A 24,215-nucleotide genomic window follows, 5' to 3' on the forward strand; every position below is an offset into this window, starting at 1 on the left:
ACAACCTTCGAAACAGCGGCGCCGCGCGGCGGCTACCACTCGATGTTGCTGGCCGTGCCGAACGCCGATGCCGGCCGTGGCGCGCCGAGCAGATTCCCCTGCACCAGGTCGCACCCGGCGGCTTGGAGGCGTCGGAGTTGTTCGTAGCCGCTCACCCGTTCGGCGACCACCGACATGTCGAGTGCGTGCGCGAGGAGGACGATGGCCCTGACGAGGCGTGTCTCGGCGTCGGACGAACCGGTCGGGAGGGCGAGCGAGCCGTCGAGCTTGAGCACATCGGCGCCGACGTCGGTCATGACGGCGAGCGCTTTCGGCCCGGTGCCGAAGTTGTCGACGGCGACCTGCACCCCGGCGCGGCGCAGCGCCCGGATCGACCGGTCGACGTCGGCGATGCGGCCGAGCAGCGAGGTGTCGCGAGCCTCGAGGACCAGTTGTGTCGGGTCGAGGGCGTGCTCGCGGAGCTTGGCGATGACCAGGTTGACGAACGATGCCGAGCCGAGCTGCACCCTTGACACGTTGACGTGCACCGAGAAGTCGGACGGGACGGTGTGGTTCTCGATCCACCCGCGTAGGTCGCCCATGGCCTGGTCGAGGACGAGTTCGCCCAGTCGGCTGATGATGCCGGACTCTTCGGCGACGGCGATGAACGTGGCGGGGTCCATGCGGCCGCGGGTCGGATGCGTCCAGCGCACGAGGGCCTCGGCGGCGACTGCGGTCTTGGTGACCGTGGAGAACACGGGTTGGTAGTCGACGGTCAGGTCGTGGTCGTTGACGGCGCGGGCGAGCGTCGCCGCGATCTCGGTGCGCTCGCGAGCGGCCGATCGCATGTCGGAGGTGAACAGGATGCAGCGGCCACGTCCGTGCTGTTTCGCTTCGTACATGGCGGTGTCGGCGTTGCCGACGAGCAGTCCGGCGGCACCGATGTCGTCGAGATCCATCACGTCGGGATCGGTGAGCGCCACGCCGATGCTGACCGAGAACGCGAGGTCGAGTTCGCCGATCTTGAGATGGCCGGTGAGCGCGCGACGTGCTCGTTCGGCGAGGTCGAGCGCGGAGATCGCATCGACGATGCCGGTGCTCACCACGATGAACTCGTCGCCGCCGATGCGGGCGACGCGGTCGGTGGGGCGGATCGCTTGGGCGAGGCGTTGTGCGGTCGACGTGATGAGTTGGTCGCCGACGCGGTGGCCGAATGCGTCGTTGACGTACTTGAGGTGGTCGAGGTCGACGAAGATCGCGGCCACGTGCCCCGGTCGTCCACGCTGCTCACCGATCGCCTGTGCGAGGTCGACCATGATCCGGTGGCGGTTGGCGAGCCCGGTGAGCGGGTCGTGCGACGCCTGGTGGTGCAGGCGGGCGACGCGGCGTCGGGCGCTGGTGACGTCGTGCAGCAGCAACGAGATCGTGCCGCCCGGCCGTTCGTCGCAGGGGGTGTCGACGCGTGCCGTGGCACGGAGGAGTCGGGTGTCGCCGGCCGGGCCGCGATGGTCGACGTCGCCTCGCCACTCGCCGCGCTGCCGATGGAGGAGTTCTTGTGGGAGGTGGTCGAGGAACGAGCGGAGCACGCCCGACGCCGGTGAGCCCTCCGCCAGGTCGTCCATCGACTCGGCGCCGAGGATGCTGAGCATCGGTGCGTTGACCATTTCGATCGTGCCGTCGAGTCGGAGCACGACCAGTGCGGTGCCGTCGCTGTCGAGCACGCCACGCACCGACGCCGGGAGATCGACCTGGTGAGGGTGCTGCCACGAGGTCTGGTGACCCGTCGGCGTCGACTCGGTGATCAGCGCATCGTGGGTCGGGACGACCGCCACGGGGTCGTCGGCGGCGAAGACGCTCCACGGGTCACCGGAGGCGCCGCCATCATCGTGGGAGGGGGGCGGTGCCGGTGCCGGCATCGGCGGGGCGCCTGCCGGCGGCGGGGGCGGGGGGAGCGGCGGCGCAGGCGCGGACCACGACGCCGTCGAGTTCGTGGTGTGGTTGATGTCCGCCATGATGCTGTGCCGTACCGAAACCGGCGATGACGACGTGTGAACGTCGCCGGGTGCCGGTGTCAGCGAGTGTGGGTGCCGGTGACACTCGTCGAGTCGAGTGACACCGTATTGATGAGATCCAGAAGTTCCGTTGCAGGAGTTCCATCGGCAACTTCGAGTTGCTGGTTGAGGGCGAACACGGTGAGTCGGTAGGTGTTCGTCTCGCCCGGGTTCGGGCAGGGACCGGCGAATGCGATGTCTCCGAAGAAGTTCAGTGCCTGGGCAGCGCCGATCGGCACCTGGCCTTCGGCGACCGACGTGGTGTTCTCGCTGGCGTCGATGCCGGTCATGATCCAGTGGATGAACGGTTGCCCGTTCGAGAGGTTGGTTACGTCGACGAACGCCACCGCGAGTTCGGCGGTTCCTTCGGGTACGTCGGCCCAGCTGAACGAGGGTGACACGTTGCTTCCGTCGCAGCTGTAGCGAGTGTCGATCGGGCCTCCGTCGGCCCAGGGTGCGAACAGTCGGAACGATCCGGTCGATTCCACCGCAGGGGCATCGACGGGATCGGGTGCCGGAAGCTGGGGTGCGGCGGTGACCGCCGGGTCGACGGCGACCGACGCGAGCGGCGTCGTGTCGATGGGCGCGACCGTCGTCGGAACCGCCGGGTCCTTGAGCGTCGTCCCGTCGCCGGTGTCGCACGCGGCGAGCGCGAGCAGGGCGACGCAGGCGATCATCGTCTTCTTCACGGGCGCGAGCGTAGGACATCGAACGCCGAGATCCTGAGCGACCCGCGGACGCTCTGGCGCAGGTGGCGACGGGAGCTGACGTCGTGGATAACCTCGGCACGGTGTCCGAACGTTCCACGAACACCGCGACCACGGTTCCGTTGTCGACATCGGGTGATCCGCTGTCGATTCTGACCGTGCACGCCCACCCCGACGACGAAGCCTCCAAGGGCGCTCCCACGTTGGCGAAGTACCACCGTGAAGGAGTGCGCACCACGCTGGTGTGTTGCACCGGTGGCGAAGAGGGCGACCTGCAGAATCCGTCGTTGCGCGAGGAAGGCCAGCCGTTCCACGGGCTCGCTCCCGAACAGGAGAAGGAACTCGTCGCGTCGATGCGCGCCGCCGAATTGGCCGCATCGGCCGAGGTCATCGGGTTCGACGAGGTCGTCATGCTCGGCTACCGCGACTCGGGCATGGCCGACACCGATCCGAACAACCACCCCGAGTGCTTCCACCAGGCCGACATCGACGAGGCCGTCGGTCGGCTGGTGAAGGTCATCCGCGCCGCGAAACCCCAGGTCATCATCACCTACGGTGACGATCAGAAGGGGTATCCGCACCCCGACCACCTGCGCGTCCACGACATCTCGGTGTTGGCGTTCGACCGTGCCGGCGACGCCGACTGGTATCCCGACCTCGGCGAACCCTTCGAGCCGTCGAAGCTGTACTACTCGGTCTGGTCGAAGGCGCGCATCCTCGCCGTCCACACGGGGATGCTCGAGCACACCGGCGAATCGCCGTTCTCCGACGAGTGGCTCGAGCGTGAGGGCCAAGACCACCGGATCACCACGAAGATCGACTGCACCGGCTTCCAGTGGGCTCGGTCGGGGGCGCTGCGTGCCCATGCGACGCAGGTCGACCCCAACGCGGGCTGGTGGTTCGGCCTGACCGACGAACAACTCGATCAGACGTACCCGTGGGAGGACTGGATCCTCGCTCGATCACGCGTCGGGCCGATCCCGGAGGGCGACGGCGAACGCGACCTGCTCGACGGTGTGCGCGAGAGTGTGTCGTGAGCTCGATTCAGTACCGCGTGGTCGTCGCGAAGAAAGACGAACGGACCGCTGGCCCCGACGACGCGGAGATCACCATCACCGTGCCGCTCGTCGATGCGGCAGCCGACGGCTTCGATCCCACGGTGGCGTTCATGCGGGGCAAGCTCAAGGCGGCGGGCCACACCGGCCGGATTCTCGATGCGTTGAAGTCGGGTGAGGCGAAGGCCGCCATCGCCGACATCGTCGCGGCGATCTAGCGGCTCAGCTGCCCGAGCGCATCAGGTCGCGTAGCTGGCGGAAGCCGATGAGGGTGGCGCCGGCTCGATCGAGTGCGTCGGTCAGATCAGCACTGGTCGCGAGTTCGAGGTCGGCGATCCAGCCGTCGGCCGACTCCCCGGCGAAGGCCCTGACCTCGGGCGTGTCGATCGCGGGCTGGATGTGGATCTCGGTCACGCCGGGCTGGAGTGTCTCGATGGCGCCGAGCACGCGCTCGCGTGATCCGGCTCGCCAGTCGTGGTCGAAGTGGTCGGGGAACACGACGCCTTCGTCGAGCGCGAGTTGGCGGAACGGGAAGCCGGCCTGCTCGGCACTGACCGTCGACGGCAGCCGGATCGGCAGCTTGTACTCGTAGGCGAGCTCGAGGTACACGTCGAAGAACTCGGGTCGCAGCGTGATGGCCGACAGGTGCGGTGCGAGGTGGGTGACGTCGACGCCCCACACCTGGGCTCGTTCGACCTGGGCTCGCAGCTCGCGCAGCACTTCGTCGTGGTCGGCGTGTTCCCACAGGTCTTCGAGGGTGCGCGGGAAGCCGCCTTCGCCGGACTGCAGCGACGGCGCATGGGTGATCGGACCCCAGCGGTAGCAGCCGTGTTCGGAGTTGAGTGTGAGGTGGACGCCGATGTCGTCGTCGGGCGCCGCGTTGTTGGCCGCGTGGCACGCCCAGGCTGCGGGCACCATCAGCGACGCGCAGGTGGCGGCGCCGTCGTGCATGGCAGCGAACACGCCTTCGTTCGACGCATGGCTGGCGCCGAGGTCGTCACACGACAAGATCACCAACTTGGCGTCGGGGGAGTACCCGAGTCGTTCGACGAGCGAGCCTGCTGTCTGAGCCACGAACGGAACGCTATCTCTCAGCACCGGAGCACGCGGCCCACAATCCGACGTCGTCGGTCTCGGCCGCTCGCGCCGCCTCGACGAAGAGCTGCTCGAACGTGGTGTTCGGCCCGATCGACAGCGGGGTGCCGAAGCCCTGGCGGAGCACCTCGTAGTTGACGAAGACCCCGTCGTCGGCCCGGTAGACGTAGCCGAGCAGTCGTCCGTAGTCGTCACGGCCGACGGTGTCGCGCTCGATGCGGATCGGGGTGCCGACCGGGAGGAGTTGTTCGGTGAACGCGGTGGCCTCCGGCCCGAAGCACTCGATCGGCGTGTCGGGCTTCTTGGTCTCGGGTGTGTCGATACCGATGAGCCGCACCCGTTCTTCGGTGCCGTCGATGATCGCGTCGATCGTGTCACCGTCGACCACGTGGTCGACGACGGCGTTCGCCTCGACGGCGACGGGAGCGATCGTGGTCGAGACGGCGTCGTCGCCCGGCGGCGTGTCACCGGTCCGGCCCACGAGCAGGAACACGAGCACGGCGCCGACGATCACCGTCACCGCTGCGATCGTCGTCGGCCGAGGCACGACCGTGTGTCTACTCGGAGTCCCCGGAAACCGACCGCGCATCATCGGGTGTCAGACACCGGATGATGCGCGATCAGGCGGTGGGGTCTGACTCGAACTGCGCGAGCTCGGCGGCGATCGCCGCTCTGACGTCGACGGGAGCGAACGAGGCGTCGAGCGCGTCGCGCTGCAGGCGCAGATGGTCGGCGTCGGTCAGCCCGAGCACCTCGGAGCCGATGCGCAGTTCGGTGAGGAGATCGGTGTCGAACCAGCCGGGATCGTCGGTGTTGAGGCTCACGCGCAGTCCGGCCTCGATCATGCGGGGGAGCGGATGATCGGTCAGCGAGTCGACCACGCCGAGCAGCGAGTTCGACGTCGGGCACACCTCGCAGAACACGCCGGTGTCGGCCAACTGTTTCGTCAGTTCGGCATCTTCGAGCACACGGACGCCGTGTCCGATGCGTTCGGCACCGAGGTCGTCGACCGCCTGACGAACGCTGTCGGCACCCTCGGTCTCGCCGGCGTGCGGGAGCGAATGCAGGCCGAGCGCCGTGGCCCGGGCGAAGTGGTCGGCGTACGGGGCGGCGGGGAAACCGACCTCGTAGCCGCCGAGCCCGATGCCCACCAGGCCGTCGGGAGTCCGGCCGGATTCGAGATATTCGATGGTCACGGTCTCGTCGGGCATTTCGAGGTCGCGTGGGATGTCGACGACCCAGCCGATGGTGACGCCGCGCTCGGCGGCTCGCCGCCGCCCTTCGTTCAAACCGTCGCGGTACACCTCGGGGGCCATGCCGCCGACGCGGAGGTGGCTGTAGGCGGTGGTCGTCAGTTCGGCGTAGCGAACGTTCTGTGCTGCGAGGATCGCCGCATGGTCGTCGGTCGCCCGAGCGAGGTCTTCCTCGTCGCGGAGCAACCCGAGTCCGAACAGGTACTGGCGGCCGAAGTCGGGGAAGTCGGCGAACGAGAAGTGGTCGGGGATCTCGCCGTCCCACACCGCCGAGTGGTCGGCAGCGTGACGGGCCGCCAGCGCTCTGACGGTGGCCGACGACATCGAACCTTCGAGATGGCAGTGCAGCTCGATCTTCGGCAGGTGACGTAGGAACTCGGTCATACCGCAGTCTGCCCCGACGCGACCGGTTGGCGGGACCGGTCGGAGTCGCCGGTGAGATGCGCTCGGCGGTCGGCCACAGGAGCACCGACCGCCGAGCGACGACTCAGAGCTTCTCGATGAGGGTGCCGGTGCCGAGACCGCCGCCGCAGCACATCGAGATGAGGCCGTACTTGCCGTCGATCCGGTCGAGCTCGTAGACCGCCTTGGTCATCAGGAACGCACCGGTGCCGCCGAGCGGGTGGCCGAGCGCGATGGCCCCGCCGTTGGGGTTCGTCTTCTCGAGGTCGGCGCCGACCTCCTTGGCCCAGGCGAGCACGACCGAGGCGAACGCCTCGTTGATCTCGAACACGTCGATGTCGTCGATCGAGAGTCCGCTGCGCTCGAGGAGCTTCTGCGTCGCGTCGATGGGGCCGGTCAGCATCAGCTCGGGGTCGACGCCGACGAGGCACGTGTCGACGATGCGAGCCTTGGGGGTGAGACCGAGTTCGGCGGCCTTCTCCTCGGTCATCACGAGCACCGCAGCGGCTCCGTCGGAGATCTGCGACGCGTTGCCAGCGGTGTGGACGCCGTCTTCGCGGCCGACCGGCTTCAGCGTGGCGAGCTTCTCGAGCGTGGTCTCACGCAGTCCTTCGTCACGGTCGACGGTGTGGGTGGTGCCGGTGGGCTTGCCCTCTTCGTCGACGTCGGGTGCGTCGACGGTGATGTACTGGCCGGCGAAGCGGTCTTCTTCCCACGCACGCTGTGCCCGCTGCTGGGAGGCGAGACCGAACGCGTCGGTGTCTTCGCGGGTGATGCCCCACTTGTCGGCGATGCGCTCGGCACCTTCGAACTGCGAGGTCATCTCGTACTGCTCGTAGTACGACTTCGGGATCGGGACGCCGAGACCGAGCTTCTTCGAACCGCCGACGCCGATCGGGATGCGGCTCATCACCTCGACGCCGCACGCGAGGGCGACGTCGACGACACCGGCGCCGACCAGCGACGTGGCGAGGTTGGTCGCCTGCTGGCTCGATCCACACTGGGTGTCGATGGTGGTCGCCGGGGTCTCCATCGGGAGGCCCGCTGCGAGCCAGGCGGTGCGCGTGATGTTGAACGCCTGCTCGCCGACCTGGCTCACACAGCCGCCGACGACCTGACCGATCTCGTTCGGATCGATGCCGGTCCGTTCGATGATGGCCTTCTGGACCTCGGCGAGCACATCGGCGGGGTGCATGGTCGACAGACCACCACCGCGCTTGCCAATGGGGGTTCGGACTGCATCAATGATCACGACGTTTGACATGCCATCGATCGTAGAACTCACGGGGTGTCCGGGTTCAGTCCGGTGAGCGCCGCGTGACATGTGCGACGAGTCGGACGGCCGGCGTCGCCGGGTCGTGCAGGCGGTGTTCGAGTGTCAGGCGGTGCGGGTGAGCGTGGCCGACAGGTGGTGTTGCAGCGGCTGGCCCACCGCGGCCATGCGCATCGTGTAGCGCATGGTGTCGCCGGTGATCTCGAACGTGCGCTCCGATGCGACGACCTCCTTGGCCGAGGCCGACCGCGAGATCGAACTCGACCGCACGTCGACGATCAGCGTGTCGCCGCCCGGCATGTTCGGCGCAGCGAACCCTTCGAGCACCTCGGTGAGGCCGGTCGGGTGCGCGAGGATCAGTTCGGCCAGGCTCGGCTGAGGTATCCGCCAATACCCGGTCTCGGCGTGGAGCGGGCGGCCGTCGTCGGTCGACGAGGTCCGCTGCGCATACGCGAGGAACGGTTTGCCGACGTGAGCGAACGTGACCGTCTCGTCGTACCCGAAGGTGTCGATCGTCGGATACTCACCGGTGCCGGTGCCCGACCAGGTGCCGAGCAACGGCTCGAGGACGGCGATGTCGGGGTGCAGTTCCGCGGTCATGGCACGAGCGTAGGTGGCGTGCTACGCATGACGGCGATGAGCGCAGAACTGGTCTCCTTGAACACGGCATCGCTGTACGACGCGTTGAACGACGTGCCCGAGGGTTTCGAGGGGCCGAACCGCTACGTCCACGTGATCGGCACGTCGGTGTTCGTCGACGACCGCCTGGAAGACGATGCGTGGCCGACGCTGTTCATCGGCATGCTCGACGGTGAAGGCTGGTGGGCGGTCGACGTGCCCCGCGGTGACGATCCGTCGTACGGCGCGGCGGCCGACCTGTTCACCCACTTCGCGGGGGTGTCGGAGGCCGAGTGGCTGCTGGCGGGCCGGGCCGTCCAGACCGTCGAGTGGTTGCGAACCCACAGGTACTGCGGTCGCTGTGGTGCCGAGACCGTTCCGTCCGACGGCGAGCGTGGGCTGAAGTGCCCGACGTGTGAACTGGTGGTGTACCCGCGCGTCGCCCCGGCCATGATCACGCTGATCACTCGCGGCGAGCCCGGACCCGATCAAGAGGCGCTGCTCGCCCGCGGTGTGCGCTTTCCACGTCCGATGTACTCGTGCCTGGCCGGCTTCGTCGAGCCGGGCGAAGACCTCGAAGGCGCGGTGGTCCGCGAGGTGAAGGAAGAGGTCGGGGTCGACGTCGACCAGGTCCGCTACGTCGGCAGTCAGCCGTGGCCGTTTCCGCACAGCCTGATGGTCGGGTTTCGGGTCAACTACGTCGGCGGCGACATCGTCTGTGAGGAAGCGGAGATCATGGACGCGCAATGGTTCCGCAAAGACGATCTGCCGATGATCCCGCCCGAGATCTCGATCGCCGGCAAGATCATCCAACAGTGGCTGGCCGAATGAACCCGGTGATGCTCGTGACCGGCGGGTCGCGAGGCATCGGCGCGGCGACGTGCGTCATGGCGGCTGAGGCCGGATACGACGTGGCGGTCAACTTCGCCAGCAACGCATCGGCGGCCGACGACGTGGTCGCCTCGTGCGTGGCTCACGGCGTGCGGTCGATCGCCGTGCAGGCCGACGTGTCGGACGAGGCAGCGGTGATCGCGATGTTCGAGCGCGTCACCGACGAGCTCGGCCCGGTCGGCGTGCTCGTCAACAACGCCGGCATCCTGCATCAGCAGATGCGCTTCGACGAGATGACGGTCGACCGCTGGCGCGACGTGCTCGACGTCAACGTGATCGGCGCGTTCATCTGCGCTCGGGAAGCGGCACGGCGCATGTCGACGCGTCACGGCGGTGCCGGCGGTGCGATCGTCAACGTGTCGTCGGCCGCGTCGTATCTCGGGAGCCCGGGGGAGTACGTCGACTACGCAGCGTCGAAGGCCGCGGTCGACACGATGACGATCGGGCTCGGCAAGGAATTGGCCGACGAAGGCGTCCGCGTCAACGCGGTGCGTCCCGGCGTGGTCCACACCGACATCCACGCGTCGGGCGGTGAGCCGAATCGTGTCGAACGGGTGGCCCCGGGTGTGCCGATGCAGCGAGGCGGCCAACCCGACGAGGTCGCAGCGACGATCCTCTGGTTGGCGAGCGACGCAGCGAGCTACGTCACCGCCACCACGATCAACTGCTCCGGCGGCCGCTGACCCCATCCCCACGCGCGCTCATCCCCGGTCTGTGTGACCGATTCCGCGAGCCACGGCCACATTCGGTCACACGAATCGACGGCTGCGCGGGTCAGTCGAAGAGGGTGGGGTGGTCGCGTTCGATCTTCACGCGACGACGGGGGATCTCTTCGGGCTCGGGGGCCTTCTCGAAGAGTTCGAGTTGCTCCCACGTGATCGCCACGTCGCTCATCACCTGCCAGCACAGCCGCCCGCGGGATCCGGGGCGACGGATCTCGACCCGCTCGGGTTTGAGCGATCGGGCCGAACCGTCGGGGTCGCGCAGCGTGATGCTGCCGTCGATCTCGATGCCTTCGACCTTGCCGACGACGTAGCGACCCTTGTTGTTGCGACGAAATCGGATCGGCTCCGCAGGCCGAAGCCCGAAACGCTGGAGGGCCGCCGCCGATCGGTACATCGGATCGGTGGGTCAGCGTCCCATGACCATGCGCTGCAACTTGCGCATGCCGCCGAGCCATCGCTCGGGATCGTTGGCCTTGGCTTGCATGTAGCCGGCCACCTCGGGGTGGGGGAGCACGAAGAAGCCCTCTCGCTCGATGACCTCGACCACGGCGTCGGCGACGTCGTCGGGTTCGAGCACGGCGCCGGCGGCCTTGACGACGTCGCCGCCCGAGAATCCTTCGTCGTCGCTTCCGGCGCTGAGCATGGCGGTGTTGACGCCCTGCGGGCACAGGCACGTGACCTTGATGCCGCGATCGCCGTACGTGATCGAGACCCATTCGGCGAAGGCGACCGCTGTGTGCTTGGTCATGCTGTACGGCGCCGAGCCGATCTGGGCGAGCACGCCGGCGGCCGACGCGGTGGAGCAGAAATACCCCTCGCCACGCTCGAGCCACTCGGGGAGCAGGTGCTTCGCTGCCCAGCGGTGAGCGTGCACGTTGACGGCGAACGCCGTGTCCCAGACGCGCTCGTCGGTCTCGGCGAGGTCGGTACCCATGCCGACACCGGCATTGGCGAAGAAGAGGTCGATCGGGCCGAAGGCGGAGCGCGCCGCCTCGATCAGGGCGACGTTGCCGGCCTCGGTCGACACGTCGGCGTCGATGCCGACGACGCGATCGCCGCCGATGGCTGCTGCGGCGTCGGGAGCCCCGGCCAGATCGGCGAGCACGACGTTGGCGCCCTTGGCGTGGAACGCCCGCGCCAGGGCCTCACCGATGCCTCGGCCTGCGCCCGTGATCACCGTGTTCTTGCCGCTCAGGTCCATTCGCGCATCGTAGAGCGCCAGGTGCGTCGTCACCGTGATCTGTGGGCTCGATCACATGCTGGAGCAGGCGCGGCGAGGGTGCGGCCCGCCATGTCAGGGTCGTGTGACGAAGTGTGAACTTCCTGTGGCATCGATCGCACGTGCGCGCACCGGCGGTTCGGGCCAGGTACGGTTGGTTCCAATGACAGACCAGCTTCCCAACGTCAGCGACTCCAGCAGCAACGAGGCCGTCATCAACGAGGCCCTCGGTGTGATCGATGGAGCGCTCGCGAAGATGATGCAGCGCGAGCTCGTGTCGTCTGGTGAAGTCGCCGACCTTCTCCTCGACGTCCGCACGCTGCTGACCGACGTGGAGATCTCGAAGACGGACGATGTCGACATCGCCGTCGTCGAGCCCATCGTCGACCTCGCCTGACCTCACCGTCGTGTGCGACCCGCCTCGGCGGGTGGATTCACGGCGTCATGTCGCGAGTGAAGTGAACCGATCGACCGCTTCGACGATGAAGCGTCGGAGCATGTCGGGTTCTTTCACGGCGGCCGCATCGGTGTTGAGCCCCATGTCGAGCCGTCCCAGGTACGACAGCAGCGTCAGGTTGAACGCCACGCCGCTGAGCGGTCCGATCGGGTAGTTGCTCAGCAGCTGCGCGCCAGCCAGGTACATCGGCACGGGCGAGCCCTTGACGTTCGAGGTCGCGAAGTCGATCGTGTGCGCCTGCTGGCGAGCGAGGCGCGTGATCATCGACGTGGGCAGGGCCGACGCGAACGTCGCCATCTTGTCGAGCGATGCCGACGACGATGCGCGCACCGCGCTGTCGGTTGCTGCCTGGATGGCGCGGAACCGCTCGTCGATGTCGATGTCGTCGGTCGGGACGAGCATGCGTACCAGCGAGAACGCGTTGGCACCGCTGCCCTCGGTCCGCGTGCTGATCGCCATCGACGCCCGCAGTTCGCCGACCGGCGCGCCGAGCTCGGCGTGGTATCGGCTCGCCGCTTCGGTGGCGATGGTCATGAACGCCGTGTTGAGCGTGCCGCCCAGCGCGTGTGCCGCAGCGCGGGTCTCGGTGAACGGGGCGCTCGCCGTTTCGAGATGGCGTCGCGTCGAGCGCTCGGTCCAGAGCGGTGAGCGGGCGCCGTCGACGTCGCTCAACTGAGTCACGAGCCCGCGCACGGTGTCGGCGGCCGATGACGTGGCGTCGGGGATCTGCGTCGGGTCGGCGAGGAGCTCTCTGACCTGGTCGAGCACGCCGAGCGGCAACCGAAAGGCGCCCGCCAGGACGTTGCGGACCATGTCGGCGGCGTCGTTGTCGGCATCGGCGGCTTCGCGAGCTTCGTCGATCTCGTCGGGATCGGGCATCGACGGTGGGATCGCGTCACGCTCGAAGTCGAGGTACTCGAGGCTGAGCTGCACGCCGCTCTCGCCGTCGGCGATCGTGTGGTGCAGCTTCTGCACCAACGCCGCGCGGTTGCCCTTGAGGCCTTCGACGACGGTGAACTGCCACAGCGGGCGAGTCCGGTCGAACGGTTCGGCCGTGATGAGCGAGGCCAGGTCGAAGAGTGCCCGCTCGTCGCCGGGTTTGGGCAGGGCGATGCGACGGACGTGGTGATCGATGTCGAAGTTGCTGTCGGTGACCCACGTCGGCGGAGCGATGTTGGCCGGAGCCACACGTACGCACTGGCGGAGCCGAGGCATGCGCAACGAGGCGCCCAGCAGACGCTGTCGGAACAGATCGAAGTCGGGGGCGCGGTCGAGGATGGTGACGGTGCCGATGTTTGACGACAGGTGCGGATCTTTCTCCAAGCGCCACATCAGGCCCTCGGCGTCGCTCATCTTGTTGTCGTAGGCGATTCCGCTCATCAGACGATCAGAGTAGGCGGGGTCAGGTGAATCGACGTAGAACGCGCCGGCCGACGAGGCCGAGCACGCGGCCGACGACGAGTCCGCCCACCACGTCGGACGCGTGGTGGATGCGCACGTAGGCCCGACTGAGTGCCACGATCGACCCGGCGCCGTACCAGGCGGTGCTGAGCAGGGGGCCGTCGCGGTCGCTCATGACCGTGGAGGCGAAGGCGGCTGCGCTCGCATGGCCCGACGGGAACGACGAGGTGACGGGCGCGCGAACCTGGAGGCGCTCGTCGCCCGACGTGGTCGGCCGTGTGCGTTTGAACAGGCGTTTGAGGCCCTGATTGACGATGAGGCTCTCGAGCCCGATGCCGATCGCGAGCGCCACCACACGGCGCGGTTCACGCCGGATCGTCCCGCGCGTGAGGCTGATCGCGTGCCAGACGAGGCTGAACTCGGCGACGTGGCTCGCCGTGGTGAACACCTTGTCGGCGACCGGGTTGCCGCGGACGCGTTCGAGGAGTTCGTCGGCAGCCTGGTCGAAGCGCTCGACGGCCGGGCCCAACGCATTGCGGCCTGGCGGATGCTCGGGAAGTGGACTGGTGTCGTCGATGGTCGTCATGGAGTCAGCTCGCCGTCGACGCGCCGAGTTCGACGGGCACCGGGGTCATCAGCGCTTCGTAGCGCTCGACCGCTTCGGTGGCGGCGAGGTCGGGGTCGCCGTCGAACGCCGGGCACCACTGCTGGAACCGACACCAGTCGCACAGGCGGCTCTTGTTCGGCCGGAAGTCGCCGGTGGTGCACGCACGCTCGACGGCCTTCCACACGGCAGCGGTGCGCGTGTCGATGAACTTGACCGACTGCGCGGTCGGGGTGGTCTCGATCGTTTCGCCGCTCGACAGGTACATGAGGCGGATCTTCGACGGCCGTTTGCCGAGCACGGCTTCACACAGGAACGAGTAGAAGTGCACGCCCGACAGGCTCTTCTGCTCGAAGTTGCCGGAGGGAGCGCGGCCCGTCTTGTAGTCGGTGACCACCAATTCGCCGTCGTCGTCGAGTTCGAGCCGGTCGATGATGCCGCGCAGCTCCAGCGAGCCGACCTTGGCGGCCAGGCGGATCTCGAGCCCGATCGCGTCGATCTGGCGCGGGTCTTCCATGTCGAAATACCGCTCGATCAGCTTGTTGCAGTCGTGCTCGAACTTGGTGGCGCCTGCCTCGTCGAGTTGCAGCCCGACGTAGTCGGGGTCGGTGGCGTAGTCGGCCAACGCTTCGCTCAGCTTGGTGGCCAACATGTCGGGCGTGCGCTGCTCGTTGGGGAGTTCGAACAGCTTCTCGAGCGCGAGGTGCACCACCGAACCCTTGGTGGTGGCCACGCCGGGCGGCTCGGGAAGGCGTTGCACCGACGAGAAGCGGAACTGCATCGGACACGACGTGAACGACGACACCCGCGACGGCGACAGGGAACTCGGCACCGGCCACACGGGCTCGACAACCGTTTGATCCACCGTGTCAGTCATGCCCGACACTGTACGGACACCGTGTCACAACGTTCACGATCTCGGCAGCGTCAGAGCGTCGACGACAGGTCGGCGATGAGATCGGCCGCGCCCTGCGGATCGACGAACGGGCCGAAGTGCGTGGAGTCGGGCTGATGGATGAACAAGCTGTTGGGCAACCGCTCGGCGATGGGGCCGGCGACCGCAGCGGGGCCCTGGCCATCGCCGCCACCGACCACCACGACCCGCGTCTCGATCTGGGGGAGTGCATCCCACGTGCGATGCGATGCGCCGTTCTCGAAGGTCGTCGCCTCGTGCTCGGGGTCGCACTTGAGTCGCACCCCTTCCGGTGCCGGGCGAAACCCGTGGGCGACGTAGAGGCGCAGCATGTCGGGGTCGACGAAGCTGAACGGCGGCTTCGACGCGTAGTTGTCGACCGCGTCTTCGAAGGAGTCGAACGACGGACGGCGACGGCGCGCTCCGTCGATGAGCGACGGTGCGTCGCTGGGCCGATCGGCCGGCTCGGGTTCCGGGAACACGATCGGCTCGAAGCCGATGATCAGGTCGAACAGGTCGGGTTCGCGCAGCGCAGCCATCAGCAGGCCGGTCGCACCCATCGAGTGTCCGAAGCCGATCAGGCCGCCATCGGGAGCGATCGCACGTGCGGCGGCCACCGCGTCGTCGCCGTATCGCTCCCAGTCGCCGTCCCACTCGGCATTCGACGCCGTGTCACCGTGGCCTCGATAGTCGAGTGCGTACGACGTGAACCGGTCGTCGAGGCGGTCGGCGATCGGGAGATAGCAGTAGCCGTGGAACCCGGTCGCGTGGGAGAACAACAGCGGTCGGCCGTTGCCTCCGAACTCGTGGATCGCAACGCTCACATGGTCTGACGACATCGCACGCACGGCAACATCATCGCCGCGACGACCCGCCCGGCCCAATCCGGAGCGAACTCCGCTCGCCGCCTCGCTCGTCGTGATGATCGTCAGTCCTTGTCGCGACGCGCTCGGCGCCACCACATCAGGATCGCCCGGTCGAGGAGCACGCCGAGCAGAATCGCGAACGCGATCGCCGTCCACACGCGGAACGTGCCGTCGAAGAACAGGAACTGGATCTGTGCCTCTTCGCGGTTCTGCAGGATGAACACCCCGGCGATGATCGCGATGACCGCCACGAGGATCAGGAACACCGACGGACCGTTGCGTCCTTCGGGCCCCGGCTGCTCGTCGTAGCGCTCGGCCTCGTCGTTTCTCGCCATGTCGGTGCTCCTTCTCGATCCTGAAACTGATCCTGATGTCGATCCTGATGGGGATCGCTGTGACTACTGGGGGCGTGGTTCTCGGGGGAGACCGAGGAGCCGTTCGCCGATGATGTTGCGTTGAACCTGGCTGCTTCCGCCCGCAATTCTGCCGCCGGGAGCAGACAGCATGCCAGAAACTTCGGGGCCTTCGAGCATGCCGTCGGCGCCGGCGAAATCGCCGCGCAGCATGGCCACGTCGAACATCATCTCGGTGATGCCGAGCTTCATCAGCGACGCCGCCGTCGAGGCCACCGGACCCTGGCGCTGAGCCATCGCCTTGTAGGAGTTGCCGCGGCTCAGCAGCTCGGTGAGTTGCTGGCGCTCGATGGCGCCGAGGTCGCGACCTTCGGCGATGCGAGCGGCCTGATCGAGCCGCCGTTCGAGCGAGATCACCGACGTGCCGATGTGTCCGCGTTCGCTGGTGAGGACGGCCATCCCGACGCCCCAACCGCCGTGGAGTGGGCCGAGCAGGTGATCGGTGGGGAGTTCGACGTCGGTGAAGAACACCTCGTCGAACTCGGCCTCGCCCGTCATTTGTTCGAGCGGTCGGACTTCGACACCCGGCAGGTCCATCGGGAACACGAAGAACGAGATGCCGTCGTGCTTCTTCGCCTCGTCGAGTGAGCGCGTGCGGGCCATCAGGATGCCCCAGTTGCTGTAGCGCCCGCCCGAACACCACACCTTTTGCCCGTTGATGATGTAGCGGTCGCCGTCGAGTTCTGCCTTCGTCGAGAGCGAGGCGAGGTCGGAGCCAGCGCCGGGTTCGGAGAACAGCTGGCACCAGACGTGGTCGGCGTCGAGGGTGGCGCGCAGATGTCGGGCCTGCTGTTCAGGGGTGCCGTAGCGGAGCAGCGCCCCGCCGGCGAGGACGAGCCCGACCATGTTGAGCACCGGTGGCACGCCGGCCTTCGCGCATTCGAGCAGCCACACGCCGTTGTGCTCGACGCTCAGCCCGCGGCCGCCGAACTCGGTCGGCCAGTGGATACCGGCATACCCGGCGTCGCGGATGGTGCGCTGCCAGGCGATGCCCTGCTCGATCTGATCGGGCGGGCAGATGGCGCCGTAGTCGCGTGGCGCCGCGTCGGCGTGGTCGGCCAGCCATGCGGCGACCTCCTGCTGGAAGGCCTCGACCGAGATCGTGTCGCTCATCGGGCCAGTGTTGCGCTTCGGTCGTGCGCGTCGCGAACCGGATGCATCGGGTGGTCACGGCACACACGCGCCACGGGGTTCGTACACTCACTTCGTACACTCACAAGGTCCGAACGCTCCCCGAATCCGAGAAAGCCGAGTCGACGACCGCTATGCCCGCAACACCGTTGACGCCCGCCGACCTCGACCGCATTCCGGCGCCGACGGGCCCGCCGAACCGAGCCGGACTCATCGGTGAGGTCAGCACCGTGCTCCAGCCGGGTCGCCTGTTGCTCAAGTCGCCTCGGCTGCGATCGGCACCGCGGGGAGACGGCCGCATCGCGCTGTTCCTGCCCGGTTGGAAGGCGCCCGACGTGTCGACGCTGCCGATCCGCGGCTATCTCGGTCGGCTCGGACACGATGCTCGGAGCTGGGGCCTCGGCGTCAACCAGGGTGATGTCGAAGCGAAGCGTGACGAGATGATCGGCATCGTCGAGCGCCTGGCCGAGTCGTCGGGGCGCCCGGTCAACCTCGTCGGGTGGAGCCTCGGCGGCGTGGTCTCACGTGAGATCGCCCGCAACACGCCCGACGCCGTGCATCGAGTCGTCACGTATGGCACGCCGGTCGTGGGCGGACCGACCCACACGGCAGGAGCGTCGACCTACGCCGAATCGGAGTTGGCTCGGATTCGCGCGTTGCAGGAGCACCTCGATGCCACCGATCCGATCGCCACGCCGATCACCGCCATCTTCACGCGCAACGACTCCGCCGTCGACTGGCGGGCGTGCATCGACCGCAGTTCGACCGCCGTGACGATGATCGAGGTCGGCTCGACGCACGTCGGGCTCGGCATCGACCCCGACGTCTGGCTCGTCGTCGCCAACGCGCTCGCCGAGTAATCGAACCTGGTTATTTCCATCCCGGATGGAAATAACCAGGTTGCGGGCGAGGGCCGAAAACGACGAACGGTGAGCCCGCCGCGCCGAGATCAGCGCGGAGGACTCACCGTGTCGAGCGGTGGCGTTCGGTTGGTTACGAGAGTGCCTTGAGGAACATCGCCGTTTCCTGAGCGAGTGCCGCGGGAACCTCGTAGTCGGTCTGATCGGTGACCGTGTCCCAGTTGTCGCGCAGGCTCTCGGGGGTGAGGGCGTCGGACGTGTAGCCCTGGCACTCGGCGATGAACACTTCGGCCACACGACCGCCGCCGACCGAGTACACCCGGCCGGTCGATTCGCACGACTCGTGCGCGAGGTAGGTGACGAGCGGCGACACGAGCTCGGGCTGCAGCTTCTCGCCGAGCGGGCCGAGGAGGTCTTCGGTCATGCGGGTGAAGGCCAGCGGGGCGATCGCGTTGGCCCGCACGTTGTACTTGGCGCCTTCGACGGCGAGCACGTTGGTGAAGCCGACGAGGCCCATCTTGGCGGCGCCGTAGTTGGCCTGACCGAAGTTGCCGAAGATGCCGGCGGCCGACGAGGTCGACACGATGCGGCCGTAGCTCTTCTCACGCATGATCTTCCAGGCCGGGCCGGTGACGTTGAACGCGCCGCGCAGGTGCACGTCGAGGACCGGGTCGACGAGGTCGGGCGTCATGTTGTGGAACGACTTGTCACGCAGGATGCCGGCGTTGTTGACGACGATGTCGACCGTGCCGAACGCGTCGACAGCGGTCTGCACGATGCTCTCGCCGCCTTCGGCGGTGGCCACCGAGTCGGTGTTCGCGACGGCGTCGCCGCCTGCGGCCTTGATCTCGTCGACGACGAGCTGGGCGGCACCCTTGTCGGAACCCGAACCGTCGACGGCGCCGCCGAGGTCGTTCACGACGATGAGCGCACCGCGTGCCGCCATCATCAGCGCATGCTGCCTGCCGAGACCGCCACCTGCACCGGTGATGATCGCTACCTTGCCGTCAAATCCGAGATCACTCATAAGGCCTTGAAAGCTACCGGCGGGCCATCCGCGACCAGAAATCAGGACGGGTGGTGCAGGTGTCACACGTCATCGCTCGGTCTCGACCGGCGGTTCGAACCGTCGCGACCCGTGGCGCGGACCGTCGAACGAGTGAGGGTCGGCGGGTGACACTTGTCGGGCGACGACGATGATTCACGCGTGGGTCACGCCGACGTGGTTGATTGTGTGTCATGAACGCAACACGAATCGCTCGAAGCGTGGCCCTCGCCGGTGTCGGGGCACTCGCACTCGCCGCATGTGGCGGCGATGCCACCGAGACCGCCGAAGCTCTCATCGAATCCGAGATCGCCGAACAGGTCGGCCTGGGTGACCTCGACGCGACGTGTGACGACCCGCCGAACAACGACGTCGGCACCACCTACGACTGCACGGCGACCACCGCCGACGGCCAGACGCTCACGTTCCTCACGCGCTTCACCGCGGAGGACGAGATCTTCGTGCAGCCGAGCAACGTGCTCGTCGCGTCCGAGATCCCGGTGATCGAGGCCGAAGCGGCGCGCGTGCTCGGGCCGGAGATCGGTGTCGAGATCGACCCGGAGACGATCGAGTGCCCCACGGCCGATGCGATCGTGCTTCCCGAGGACGGAACCATCGACTGCACCATCGTGCGTCCCGACGACGGAGCGGTCTTCCCGCTGACCATCACGCTCGAGAACTTCGACTTCGACTCCGGGTTCCAGAACCTGTTCGTCCAGGTCGGCGAGGAGCCCATCGGCTGACGAACTACTCGGCTGACGAACTACTCGGCTGAGATCGGCCGGGTCGTCGTCAGCGACGAACCGACGCGACCCGGTACGGCGCGTCGGGCGTGACGACGAGATGTTCGTCGCCGTCGACGATCGGCACACCGGGCCCGTCGAGCACCGTCAACTCGGCACCGTCGGCGGTGAGTTCGACACGCATCGTCGAGCCGTGCCGGGTGATCGTGAACCGCGTCGCCGTCCAACTCTCGGGAAGGCGCGGTGCGAACTTGAGCGCTTTGCCGGTCTCGACCATGCCGGCGAAACCGTGCACGATGCCGGCCCAGACGCCACCGCTCGACGCGATGTGCACGCCGTCGGCCGTGTTGGCGTGGAGGTCGCACAGGTCGAGATAGAGCGCTCGGCGGAAGTAGTCGAAGGCGAGGTCGTCGTGGCCGACCTGGGCCGCCACGATCCCTTGCACGCACGCCGACAGCGACGAGTCGCCCGTGGTGATCGGGTCGTAGAAGTCGAAGTTGCGGAGCTTTTGCTCGTCGGAGAAGTGGTCGCTGCGCAGGTACATCGCGAGCACGACGTCGGCCTGCTTGAGCACCTGGTGGCGGTAGATCACCAGCGGGTGGAAATTGAGCAGCAGCGGGTACTTCTCGGCCGGGGTGCCCTCCCAGTCCCACGGTTCGAGGTCGAGGAACGCCGTGTCTTGCGGATGGACTTCGCGTTCCTCGTCGAACGGGATGTACATCGCATCGGCAGCGGCATCCCAGGCGTCGAGTTCGTCGAGTTCGAGTTCGGTGCGTCGCTGGAGTGACTCGAACGCCGTCGGGTTCCACTGGGCGAGAAAGCGCACGGTGCGCGCCGCATAGCGCAGGTTGAACCTCGCCATGATGTTCGTGTAGCAGTTGTCGTTGACGACGGTGGTGTACTCGTCGGGCCCGGTGACGCGGTGGATGTGGAACGTGTTGCCGTGCCCGTTGGCGTAGAAGCCGAGGTCGGCCCAGAGGCGGGCGGTCTCGACCAGGATCTCCGAACCCTCGTCGGCGAGGAAGTCGACGTCTCCGGTCGCGTCGAGGTAGCGGGCGAGGGCGAAGACGACCGCGGCGTTGATGTGGTACTGCGCGGTCCCGGCTGCGTAGTAGGCCGACGCCTCCTCGCCGTTGATGGTCCGCCAGGGATACAGCGCGCCGGCTTCCGACATGATCCGAGCGCGGCGGCGCGCCGCGTCGAGCATGCTCCACCTGAAGCGCAACAGCTTCCGTGCGGCGACCGGGTCGGTGTAGGCGAGGAAGGGGACGACGTAGACCTCGGTGTCCCAGAAGTAGTGGCCGTCGTAGCCGCCGGCGGTCACGCCCTTGGCCGCGATGCCCTGCTCCTGTGTGCGCCGCGATGCCTGCGCGAGCTGGAACAGGTTCCAGCGGATGGCCTGCTGCGCCGAGTCGTCGCCGTCGATCTCGATGTCGGCGGCCGCCCAGAACGCGTCGAGCTCGGCTCGCTGTTCGTCGAGGAGGACGTCGACGCCGGTCTCGTGAGCCCGCTGGATCGTGCGGACGCAGCGTTCGGTGAGCTCCTCGCACGGCACGCCTGTCGACGTGTGGTAGCTGACGAACTTGGTGATGACGATCGGCTTGTCGGGTTCGGCGTTGACCTGGACGACGGTCTTGGCGAGGTCGGCGTCGACGGTGGTCTCGACGCTGAACGGTGAGGTGCTCCCGACGTGATGGCTGGCGCCGCACGCCAACGTCATGGCGCTGTTGGTGCACGTGTAGCCCAGCACCACGGTGCCGAGACCGTCGTCGCCGCTCTCGTCGAGCTGCGACGTGGGTTGGAGCACCCGGTGATCGAACTGGCGCGCCTGGCGCGGGTCGTGCTGCTCCTCGCCTTCACCGAGCGACGCGTCGGGGACGTGGTACTCGTCGACGCCGTCCTGGCGGTTGAGGAGTTGCGACGAGATCACGACGGGCGCTGTCGCGTCGAGCATCGTCACCTCGAACGTCATGACCGCGAGATGGCGTTCGGCCATCGACACCATCCGCGTCGAGCGGATGCGCACGCGTTTTCCGCCCGGCGTGCGCCAGACGATGTTGCGTTCGAGCACGCCGGTCCGGAAGTCGATCGATCGTTCGTAGCTGTCGAGATCGGCCTGCGACACGATGAACGGTTCGTCGTCGACGTAGAGCTTGATCAGCTTGGCGTCGGGCACGTTGACGATGGTCTGTCCGACCTTCGCGAAGCCGAAGGCGTTCTCGGCGTGCTGGATCTCCCACGTCTCGTGGAATCCGTTGATGTACGTGCCGTGCGTGTGCGCGTCTCGGCCTTCTTCGGGATTGGCGCGCATGCCGAGGTAGCCGTTGCCGACGCCGAAGAGGGTCTCGGTGTAGCCGAGGTCGTCGGCCGAGTGCTCGGTCTCGACGAGTCGCCACGGGTCGAGAGGAAAGCGGTGCGATGCCAGGCCGGTCGGTGGCGGCTGGTGGTTGGGAGACACCTGGTCGGCCGGTGCGGGCATGGGCGTGCGATGTCGCTGTGTGGTGTCCATGTCGTCAGCTTTCGGAGTCGCCGGGCAGGAGTTCGGACAGGTCGTCGACGACGAACGTCGCACCGTGCTCGAGGAGCGTGGCGTGACCGGCTCCGCGATCGACGCCGATCGTCACGGCGAACCCACCGTTGCGGCCGGCGGCCACGCCCGACGTGGCGTCTTCGACCACGACGGTTCGTCGCGGATCGACACCGAGGCGCTGGGCGCCCAACAGGTAGCCGTCGGGCGCTGGTTTGCCGGCGAGGCCGAGGTCGGCGGCGACGATGCCGTCGATCACGATGTCGAATCGGTCGGCGAGCCCAGCGGCCGCGAGGACCGGGACGGCGTTCTTCGACGACGAGACGATCGCCGAGGGGATCCCGGCGTCGGCGAGCAGGTCGAGCGTCCGCTGCGAACCGGGGTACGGGGCGATGCCGTCACGTTCGAGGATGTGGTTGAACAGGGCGTTCTTCCGGTTGCCGAGCGCCGACACCGTCGAGTCGCCGGGAGCATCGAGCGGGTCGCCGTCGGGCAGCACGATGTCGCGGCTGGCGAGAAACGAGCGCACACCGTCGTACCGAGGCTTGCCGTCGATGTAACGGAGGTAGTCGGCTTCGGTGTAGTCGAAGGCGGCGAAGAGTTCGCCCCAGGCGTGTTCGTGGATCTCGGCGGTGGGGGTGATGACCCCGTCGAGGTCGAACAACACCCCCTCGTAGTCGTGCCAGGCAAACGTCGTGGCGGAGATCTCGTCCATCGGCGCGAGGTTACGACGCTCACCCGCTCGCGCCGCGCCGTCAACACGCTGTTCACGGTTTCTGTGACCGATGGTGGGGGAGGGGCGCGCTTTCGGTCACACGAACTCGACGCCCGCCACCCGTCCTCGGTTTGTGTGACCGAATGTGGCGGAGGCTCGCGCTTTCGGTCACACAAATCGGCGATGGGGAAAGAGCGGATGGGGCGTACGGAGCGGAGATCAGGCCGCGGCGAGGAGGGAGCGGAGTTCGCTCACGACGACGGCGGGTCGAGCCACGACTTGCTCGTAGGTGTACTGGAAGGGGAGGAAGCCGTTGCGGAGCAACGCGTTGTATCGCTCTGCGTCGCGACTCATCGCCGCCTTCGAGCGGTGATACCGGTAGCCGAGGACCTCGACCACGATGTTCGTTTCGGGGAACACGAAGTCGACGCGGACGATGCGGTCGTTGGCACGCGAGAGCACCTGCTGCGTCTGCGGCGCCGGGAGCCCAGCTGCGGCAGCGAGCCGGAGGAACTCCCGTTCGAGCCAACTGTGCCCGCCGGCGGTGACCTCGGCCCCTTCGATCACCTTGATGAGTTTCGGGATGCCGTATCGCCCGCTTCGTCGGAGCGCCACGATCCGGCGATGCAGTAGCGATTCGTTGTAGATGCCGTCGCGCAATCCGCTGTCGAGCGCGGTGGTGAGCGGAACCGGGTCGAGGGTGCGGGCCAGGTCGATCATCGTCCGAGCGCCGCTGAGCGAGGCGCAGTCCTGCACCACGGCGCGATCGACGAGATCGAGTTCGGTGGCGGTGTGGATGCGGTGGCCGATGCGGCGGAGGTTTCGGCCTCTGAGCACGGTGACATCGAACGGAGCACGCAGGTCGAATCCGTCGAAGCCGTGCAGCGCAGCAGCGGTGGGTCCGCTGGCGAACGCTTCGGGCCCGAGGTCGACGAGCAATGCTCGCAGTTCGTAGATCGGTGTGTCGTGCGCACCGAAGAGGCGGAATGAGTGAGGTCCGGTCTGGACGAGGGAGCCGCTCTTGACCCGGCTCCGGAGCTGGTGATCGGTCACGCCGCTGGCATGTGCTTCGCGGCGGTGGATGATCCCATGCTGACCTGTCGCAATCGCCGCAAGTCGGCGGTCGGTGGTGGTCATGTCACCATCGTCGCGACGCCCTGTCACAGAGTTCGGGTGGTTCGCCGGTCGGCGTCCAGCGACGCATCCCCCGTTTTGCGTGACCGATTGTGACCGAGGTTCGCGCTTTCGGTCACACAAACCGACGAGCGCGCG

The 24,215-nt window shown here is 67.6% G+C and carries 26 protein-coding genes; 7 read left to right on the forward strand and 19 right to left on the reverse strand.

What is annotated here, in order from left to right; translation table 11 throughout:
• Window positions 1-32: 32 nt before the first annotated feature.
• Both YM304_RS07690 and YM304_RS22200 read right to left on the reverse strand, forming a co-directional pair.
• The gene (locus YM304_RS07690; protein ID WP_083908262.1) at window positions 33-1,991 is read right to left on the reverse strand and encodes a putative bifunctional diguanylate cyclase/phosphodiesterase; all 1,959 of its coding nucleotides are present in this window, start codon (window positions 1,989-1,991) and stop codon (window positions 33-35) included.
• 59 nt (window positions 1,992-2,050) lie between these two features.
• Window positions 2,051-2,719, reverse strand: coding sequence for a YbhB/YbcL family Raf kinase inhibitor-like protein (locus YM304_RS22200; RefSeq protein ID WP_015441096.1), 669 nt, complete (start codon window positions 2,717-2,719; stop codon window positions 2,051-2,053).
• Between the two features lie 101 nt (window positions 2,720-2,820).
• Here YM304_RS22200 and YM304_RS07705 point away from each other — a divergent pair, with 101 nt between their 5' ends.
• Complete coding sequence (locus YM304_RS07705) at window positions 2,821-3,774, forward strand: PIG-L family deacetylase (protein WP_015441097.1); 954 nt, start codon at window positions 2,821-2,823, stop codon at window positions 3,772-3,774.
• Complete coding sequence (locus YM304_RS07710) at window positions 3,771-4,010, forward strand: hypothetical protein (RefSeq protein ID WP_015441098.1); 240 nt, start codon at window positions 3,771-3,773, stop codon at window positions 4,008-4,010. Before YM304_RS07705 ends, YM304_RS07710 begins: the two co-directional genes overlap by 4 nt.
• Window positions 4,011-4,014: 4 nt before the next feature.
• Here the strand turns inward: YM304_RS07710 and YM304_RS22205 are convergent, their stop codons facing one another.
• The 5 genes from YM304_RS22205 to YM304_RS07735 form a co-directional block, all read right to left on the reverse strand.
• Window positions 4,015-4,866 (reverse strand): carbohydrate deacetylase, encoded by an 852-nt coding sequence (locus YM304_RS22205; protein ID WP_015441099.1) that lies wholly within the window; start codon window positions 4,864-4,866, stop codon window positions 4,015-4,017.
• Between the two features lie 10 nt (window positions 4,867-4,876).
• The gene (locus tag YM304_RS07720; RefSeq protein WP_015441100.1) at window positions 4,877-5,434 is read right to left on the reverse strand and encodes a thermonuclease family protein; all 558 of its coding nucleotides are present in this window, start codon (window positions 5,432-5,434) and stop codon (window positions 4,877-4,879) included.
• A 73-nt stretch (window positions 5,435-5,507) separates the two neighbouring features.
• Window positions 5,508-6,524 carry an adenosine deaminase gene (gene add / locus YM304_RS07725; protein ID WP_015441101.1) on the reverse strand — a complete coding sequence of 339 codons (1,017 nt, stop codon included), beginning with the start codon at window positions 6,522-6,524 and terminating at the stop codon, window positions 5,508-5,510.
• Window positions 6,525-6,627: 103 nt separating this feature from the next.
• Entirely contained in the window at window positions 6,628-7,806 is a 1,179-nt protein-coding gene (locus YM304_RS07730) for a steroid 3-ketoacyl-CoA thiolase (protein ID WP_015441102.1), read from the reverse strand.
• Window positions 7,807-7,920: 114 nt separating this feature from the next.
• A complete protein-coding gene (locus YM304_RS07735) occupies window positions 7,921-8,415 on the reverse strand; it encodes a peroxynitrite isomerase (protein ID WP_015441103.1) in 495 nt (164 codons plus the stop codon).
• 36 nt (window positions 8,416-8,451) lie between these two features.
• Between YM304_RS07735 and nudC the strand changes: the two genes are divergently transcribed.
• Window positions 8,452-9,264: an NAD(+) diphosphatase gene (nudC, locus tag YM304_RS07740; protein ID WP_154723360.1), complete on the forward strand. Its 813-nt coding sequence runs from the start codon at window positions 8,452-8,454 to the stop codon at window positions 9,262-9,264.
• On the forward strand, window positions 9,261-10,007 hold the full coding sequence (locus tag YM304_RS07745) for an SDR family oxidoreductase (protein WP_015441105.1): 747 nt from the start codon (window positions 9,261-9,263) through the stop codon (window positions 10,005-10,007). Before nudC ends, YM304_RS07745 begins: the two co-directional genes overlap by 4 nt.
• A gap of 91 nt (window positions 10,008-10,098) precedes the next feature.
• Here YM304_RS07745 and YM304_RS07750 read toward each other — a convergent pair whose 3' ends face one another.
• The gene (locus YM304_RS07750; RefSeq protein WP_015441106.1) at window positions 10,099-10,443 is read right to left on the reverse strand and encodes a hypothetical protein; all 345 of its coding nucleotides are present in this window, start codon (window positions 10,441-10,443) and stop codon (window positions 10,099-10,101) included.
• Window positions 10,444-10,455: 12 nt separating this feature from the next.
• Window positions 10,456-11,250: an SDR family oxidoreductase gene (locus YM304_RS07755; RefSeq protein ID WP_015441107.1), complete on the reverse strand. Its 795-nt coding sequence runs from the start codon at window positions 11,248-11,250 to the stop codon at window positions 10,456-10,458.
• Window positions 11,251-11,431: 181 nt separating this feature from the next.
• Here YM304_RS07755 and YM304_RS07760 point away from each other — a divergent pair, with 181 nt between their 5' ends.
• Complete coding sequence (locus YM304_RS07760) at window positions 11,432-11,665, forward strand: hypothetical protein (protein WP_015441108.1); 234 nt, start codon at window positions 11,432-11,434, stop codon at window positions 11,663-11,665.
• A 45-nt stretch (window positions 11,666-11,710) separates the two neighbouring features.
• Here YM304_RS07760 and YM304_RS07765 read toward each other — a convergent pair whose 3' ends face one another.
• The 6 genes from YM304_RS07765 to YM304_RS07790 form a co-directional block, all read right to left on the reverse strand.
• Entirely contained in the window at window positions 11,711-13,105 is a 1,395-nt protein-coding gene (locus YM304_RS07765) for a wax ester/triacylglycerol synthase domain-containing protein (RefSeq protein ID WP_041298112.1), read from the reverse strand.
• Window positions 13,106-13,127: 22 nt separating this feature from the next.
• Window positions 13,128-13,712 carry a phosphatase PAP2 family protein gene (locus YM304_RS07770; RefSeq protein WP_015441110.1) on the reverse strand — a complete coding sequence of 195 codons (585 nt, stop codon included), beginning with the start codon at window positions 13,710-13,712 and terminating at the stop codon, window positions 13,128-13,130.
• A gap of 4 nt (window positions 13,713-13,716) precedes the next feature.
• The gene (locus tag YM304_RS07775) at window positions 13,717-14,607 is read right to left on the reverse strand and encodes a RecB family exonuclease (protein WP_015441111.1); all 891 of its coding nucleotides are present in this window, start codon (window positions 14,605-14,607) and stop codon (window positions 13,717-13,719) included.
• 50 nt (window positions 14,608-14,657) lie between these two features.
• Entirely contained in the window at window positions 14,658-15,482 is an 825-nt protein-coding gene (locus YM304_RS07780; RefSeq protein ID WP_154723361.1) for an alpha/beta hydrolase, read from the reverse strand.
• Between the two features lie 89 nt (window positions 15,483-15,571).
• The gene (locus YM304_RS07785; RefSeq protein ID WP_015441113.1) at window positions 15,572-15,844 is read right to left on the reverse strand and encodes a LapA family protein; all 273 of its coding nucleotides are present in this window, start codon (window positions 15,842-15,844) and stop codon (window positions 15,572-15,574) included.
• A gap of 63 nt (window positions 15,845-15,907) precedes the next feature.
• On the reverse strand, window positions 15,908-17,035 hold the full coding sequence (locus tag YM304_RS07790) for an acyl-CoA dehydrogenase family protein (protein WP_015441114.1): 1,128 nt from the start codon (window positions 17,033-17,035) through the stop codon (window positions 15,908-15,910).
• A 152-nt stretch (window positions 17,036-17,187) separates the two neighbouring features.
• Between YM304_RS07790 and YM304_RS07795 the strand changes: the two genes are divergently transcribed.
• On the forward strand, window positions 17,188-17,913 hold the full coding sequence (locus YM304_RS07795; protein ID WP_015441115.1) for an alpha/beta fold hydrolase: 726 nt from the start codon (window positions 17,188-17,190) through the stop codon (window positions 17,911-17,913).
• A 133-nt stretch (window positions 17,914-18,046) separates the two neighbouring features.
• On the opposite strand, the gene YM304_RS07800 is transcribed toward YM304_RS07795, so the two are convergent.
• Complete coding sequence (locus YM304_RS07800; RefSeq protein ID WP_015441116.1) at window positions 18,047-18,940, reverse strand: SDR family oxidoreductase; 894 nt, start codon at window positions 18,938-18,940, stop codon at window positions 18,047-18,049.
• Between the two features lie 212 nt (window positions 18,941-19,152).
• On the opposite strand from YM304_RS07800, the gene YM304_RS07805 reads away from it, so the two are divergent.
• Complete coding sequence (locus YM304_RS07805; protein ID WP_015441117.1) at window positions 19,153-19,701, forward strand: DUF4333 domain-containing protein; 549 nt, start codon at window positions 19,153-19,155, stop codon at window positions 19,699-19,701.
• 49 nt (window positions 19,702-19,750) lie between these two features.
• Here the strand turns inward: YM304_RS07805 and YM304_RS07810 are convergent, their stop codons facing one another.
• From YM304_RS07810 to YM304_RS07820, 3 genes are all read right to left on the reverse strand, one after another.
• On the reverse strand, window positions 19,751-22,210 hold the full coding sequence (locus YM304_RS07810; RefSeq protein WP_083908266.1) for a glycoside hydrolase family 65 protein: 2,460 nt from the start codon (window positions 22,208-22,210) through the stop codon (window positions 19,751-19,753).
• A 4-nt stretch (window positions 22,211-22,214) separates the two neighbouring features.
• Window positions 22,215-22,943 (reverse strand): HAD family hydrolase, encoded by a 729-nt coding sequence (locus tag YM304_RS07815; protein WP_015441119.1) that lies wholly within the window; start codon window positions 22,941-22,943, stop codon window positions 22,215-22,217.
• A gap of 219 nt (window positions 22,944-23,162) precedes the next feature.
• Complete coding sequence (locus tag YM304_RS07820; RefSeq protein WP_015441120.1) at window positions 23,163-24,080, reverse strand: PDDEXK family nuclease; 918 nt, start codon at window positions 24,078-24,080, stop codon at window positions 23,163-23,165.
• Window positions 24,081-24,215 lie beyond the last annotated feature (135 nt).

The sequence above is a fragment of the Ilumatobacter coccineus YM16-304 genome (genome assembly GCF_000348785.1).
In the GTDB taxonomy this organism is placed as follows: domain Bacteria; phylum Actinomycetota; class Acidimicrobiia; order Acidimicrobiales; family Ilumatobacteraceae; genus Ilumatobacter_A; species Ilumatobacter_A coccineus.

Coding starts and splice junctions, on each gene's coding strand:
- YM304_RS07735 (WP_015441103.1), bottom strand. CDS start 8,415: ATGACCGCGGAACTGCACCCCGACATCGCCGTCCTCGAGCCGTTGCTC.
- YM304_RS07805 (WP_015441117.1), top strand. CDS start 19,153: ATGAACGCAACACGAATCGCTCGAAGCGTGGCCCTCGCCGGTGTCGGG.
- YM304_RS07765 (WP_041298112.1), bottom strand. CDS start 13,105: ATGAGCGGAATCGCCTACGACAACAAGATGAGCGACGCCGAGGGCCTG.
- nudC (WP_154723360.1), top strand. CDS start 8,452: ATGAGCGCAGAACTGGTCTCCTTGAACACGGCATCGCTGTACGACGCG.
- YM304_RS07780 (WP_154723361.1), bottom strand. CDS start 15,482: ATGTCGTCAGACCATGTGAGCGTTGCGATCCACGAGTTCGGAGGCAAC.
- YM304_RS07775 (WP_015441111.1), bottom strand. CDS start 14,607: ATGACTGACACGGTGGATCAAACGGTTGTCGAGCCCGTGTGGCCGGTG.
- YM304_RS07800 (WP_015441116.1), bottom strand. CDS start 18,940: ATGAGTGATCTCGGATTTGACGGCAAGGTAGCGATCATCACCGGTGCA.
- YM304_RS07770 (WP_015441110.1), bottom strand. CDS start 13,712: ATGACGACCATCGACGACACCAGTCCACTTCCCGAGCATCCGCCAGGC.
- YM304_RS07750 (WP_015441106.1), bottom strand. CDS start 10,443: ATGTACCGATCGGCGGCGGCCCTCCAGCGTTTCGGGCTTCGGCCTGCG.
- YM304_RS07745 (WP_015441105.1), top strand. CDS start 9,261: ATGAACCCGGTGATGCTCGTGACCGGCGGGTCGCGAGGCATCGGCGCG.
- YM304_RS07755 (WP_015441107.1), bottom strand. CDS start 11,250: ATGGACCTGAGCGGCAAGAACACGGTGATCACGGGCGCAGGCCGAGGC.
- add (WP_015441101.1), bottom strand. CDS start 6,524: ATGACCGAGTTCCTACGTCACCTGCCGAAGATCGAGCTGCACTGCCAT.
- YM304_RS07760 (WP_015441108.1), top strand. CDS start 11,432: ATGACAGACCAGCTTCCCAACGTCAGCGACTCCAGCAGCAACGAGGCC.
- YM304_RS07810 (WP_083908266.1), bottom strand. CDS start 22,210: ATGGACACCACACAGCGACATCGCACGCCCATGCCCGCACCGGCCGAC.
- YM304_RS07690 (WP_083908262.1), bottom strand. CDS start 1,991: ATGGCGGACATCAACCACACCACGAACTCGACGGCGTCGTGGTCCGCG.
- YM304_RS07785 (WP_015441113.1), bottom strand. CDS start 15,844: ATGGCGAGAAACGACGAGGCCGAGCGCTACGACGAGCAGCCGGGGCCC.
- YM304_RS07795 (WP_015441115.1), top strand. CDS start 17,188: ATGCCCGCAACACCGTTGACGCCCGCCGACCTCGACCGCATTCCGGCG.
- YM304_RS07820 (WP_015441120.1), bottom strand. CDS start 24,080: ATGACCACCACCGACCGCCGACTTGCGGCGATTGCGACAGGTCAGCAT.
- YM304_RS07815 (WP_015441119.1), bottom strand. CDS start 22,943: ATGGACGAGATCTCCGCCACGACGTTTGCCTGGCACGACTACGAGGGG.
- YM304_RS07790 (WP_015441114.1), bottom strand. CDS start 17,035: ATGAGCGACACGATCTCGGTCGAGGCCTTCCAGCAGGAGGTCGCCGCA.
- YM304_RS07730 (WP_015441102.1), bottom strand. CDS start 7,806: ATGTCAAACGTCGTGATCATTGATGCAGTCCGAACCCCCATTGGCAAG.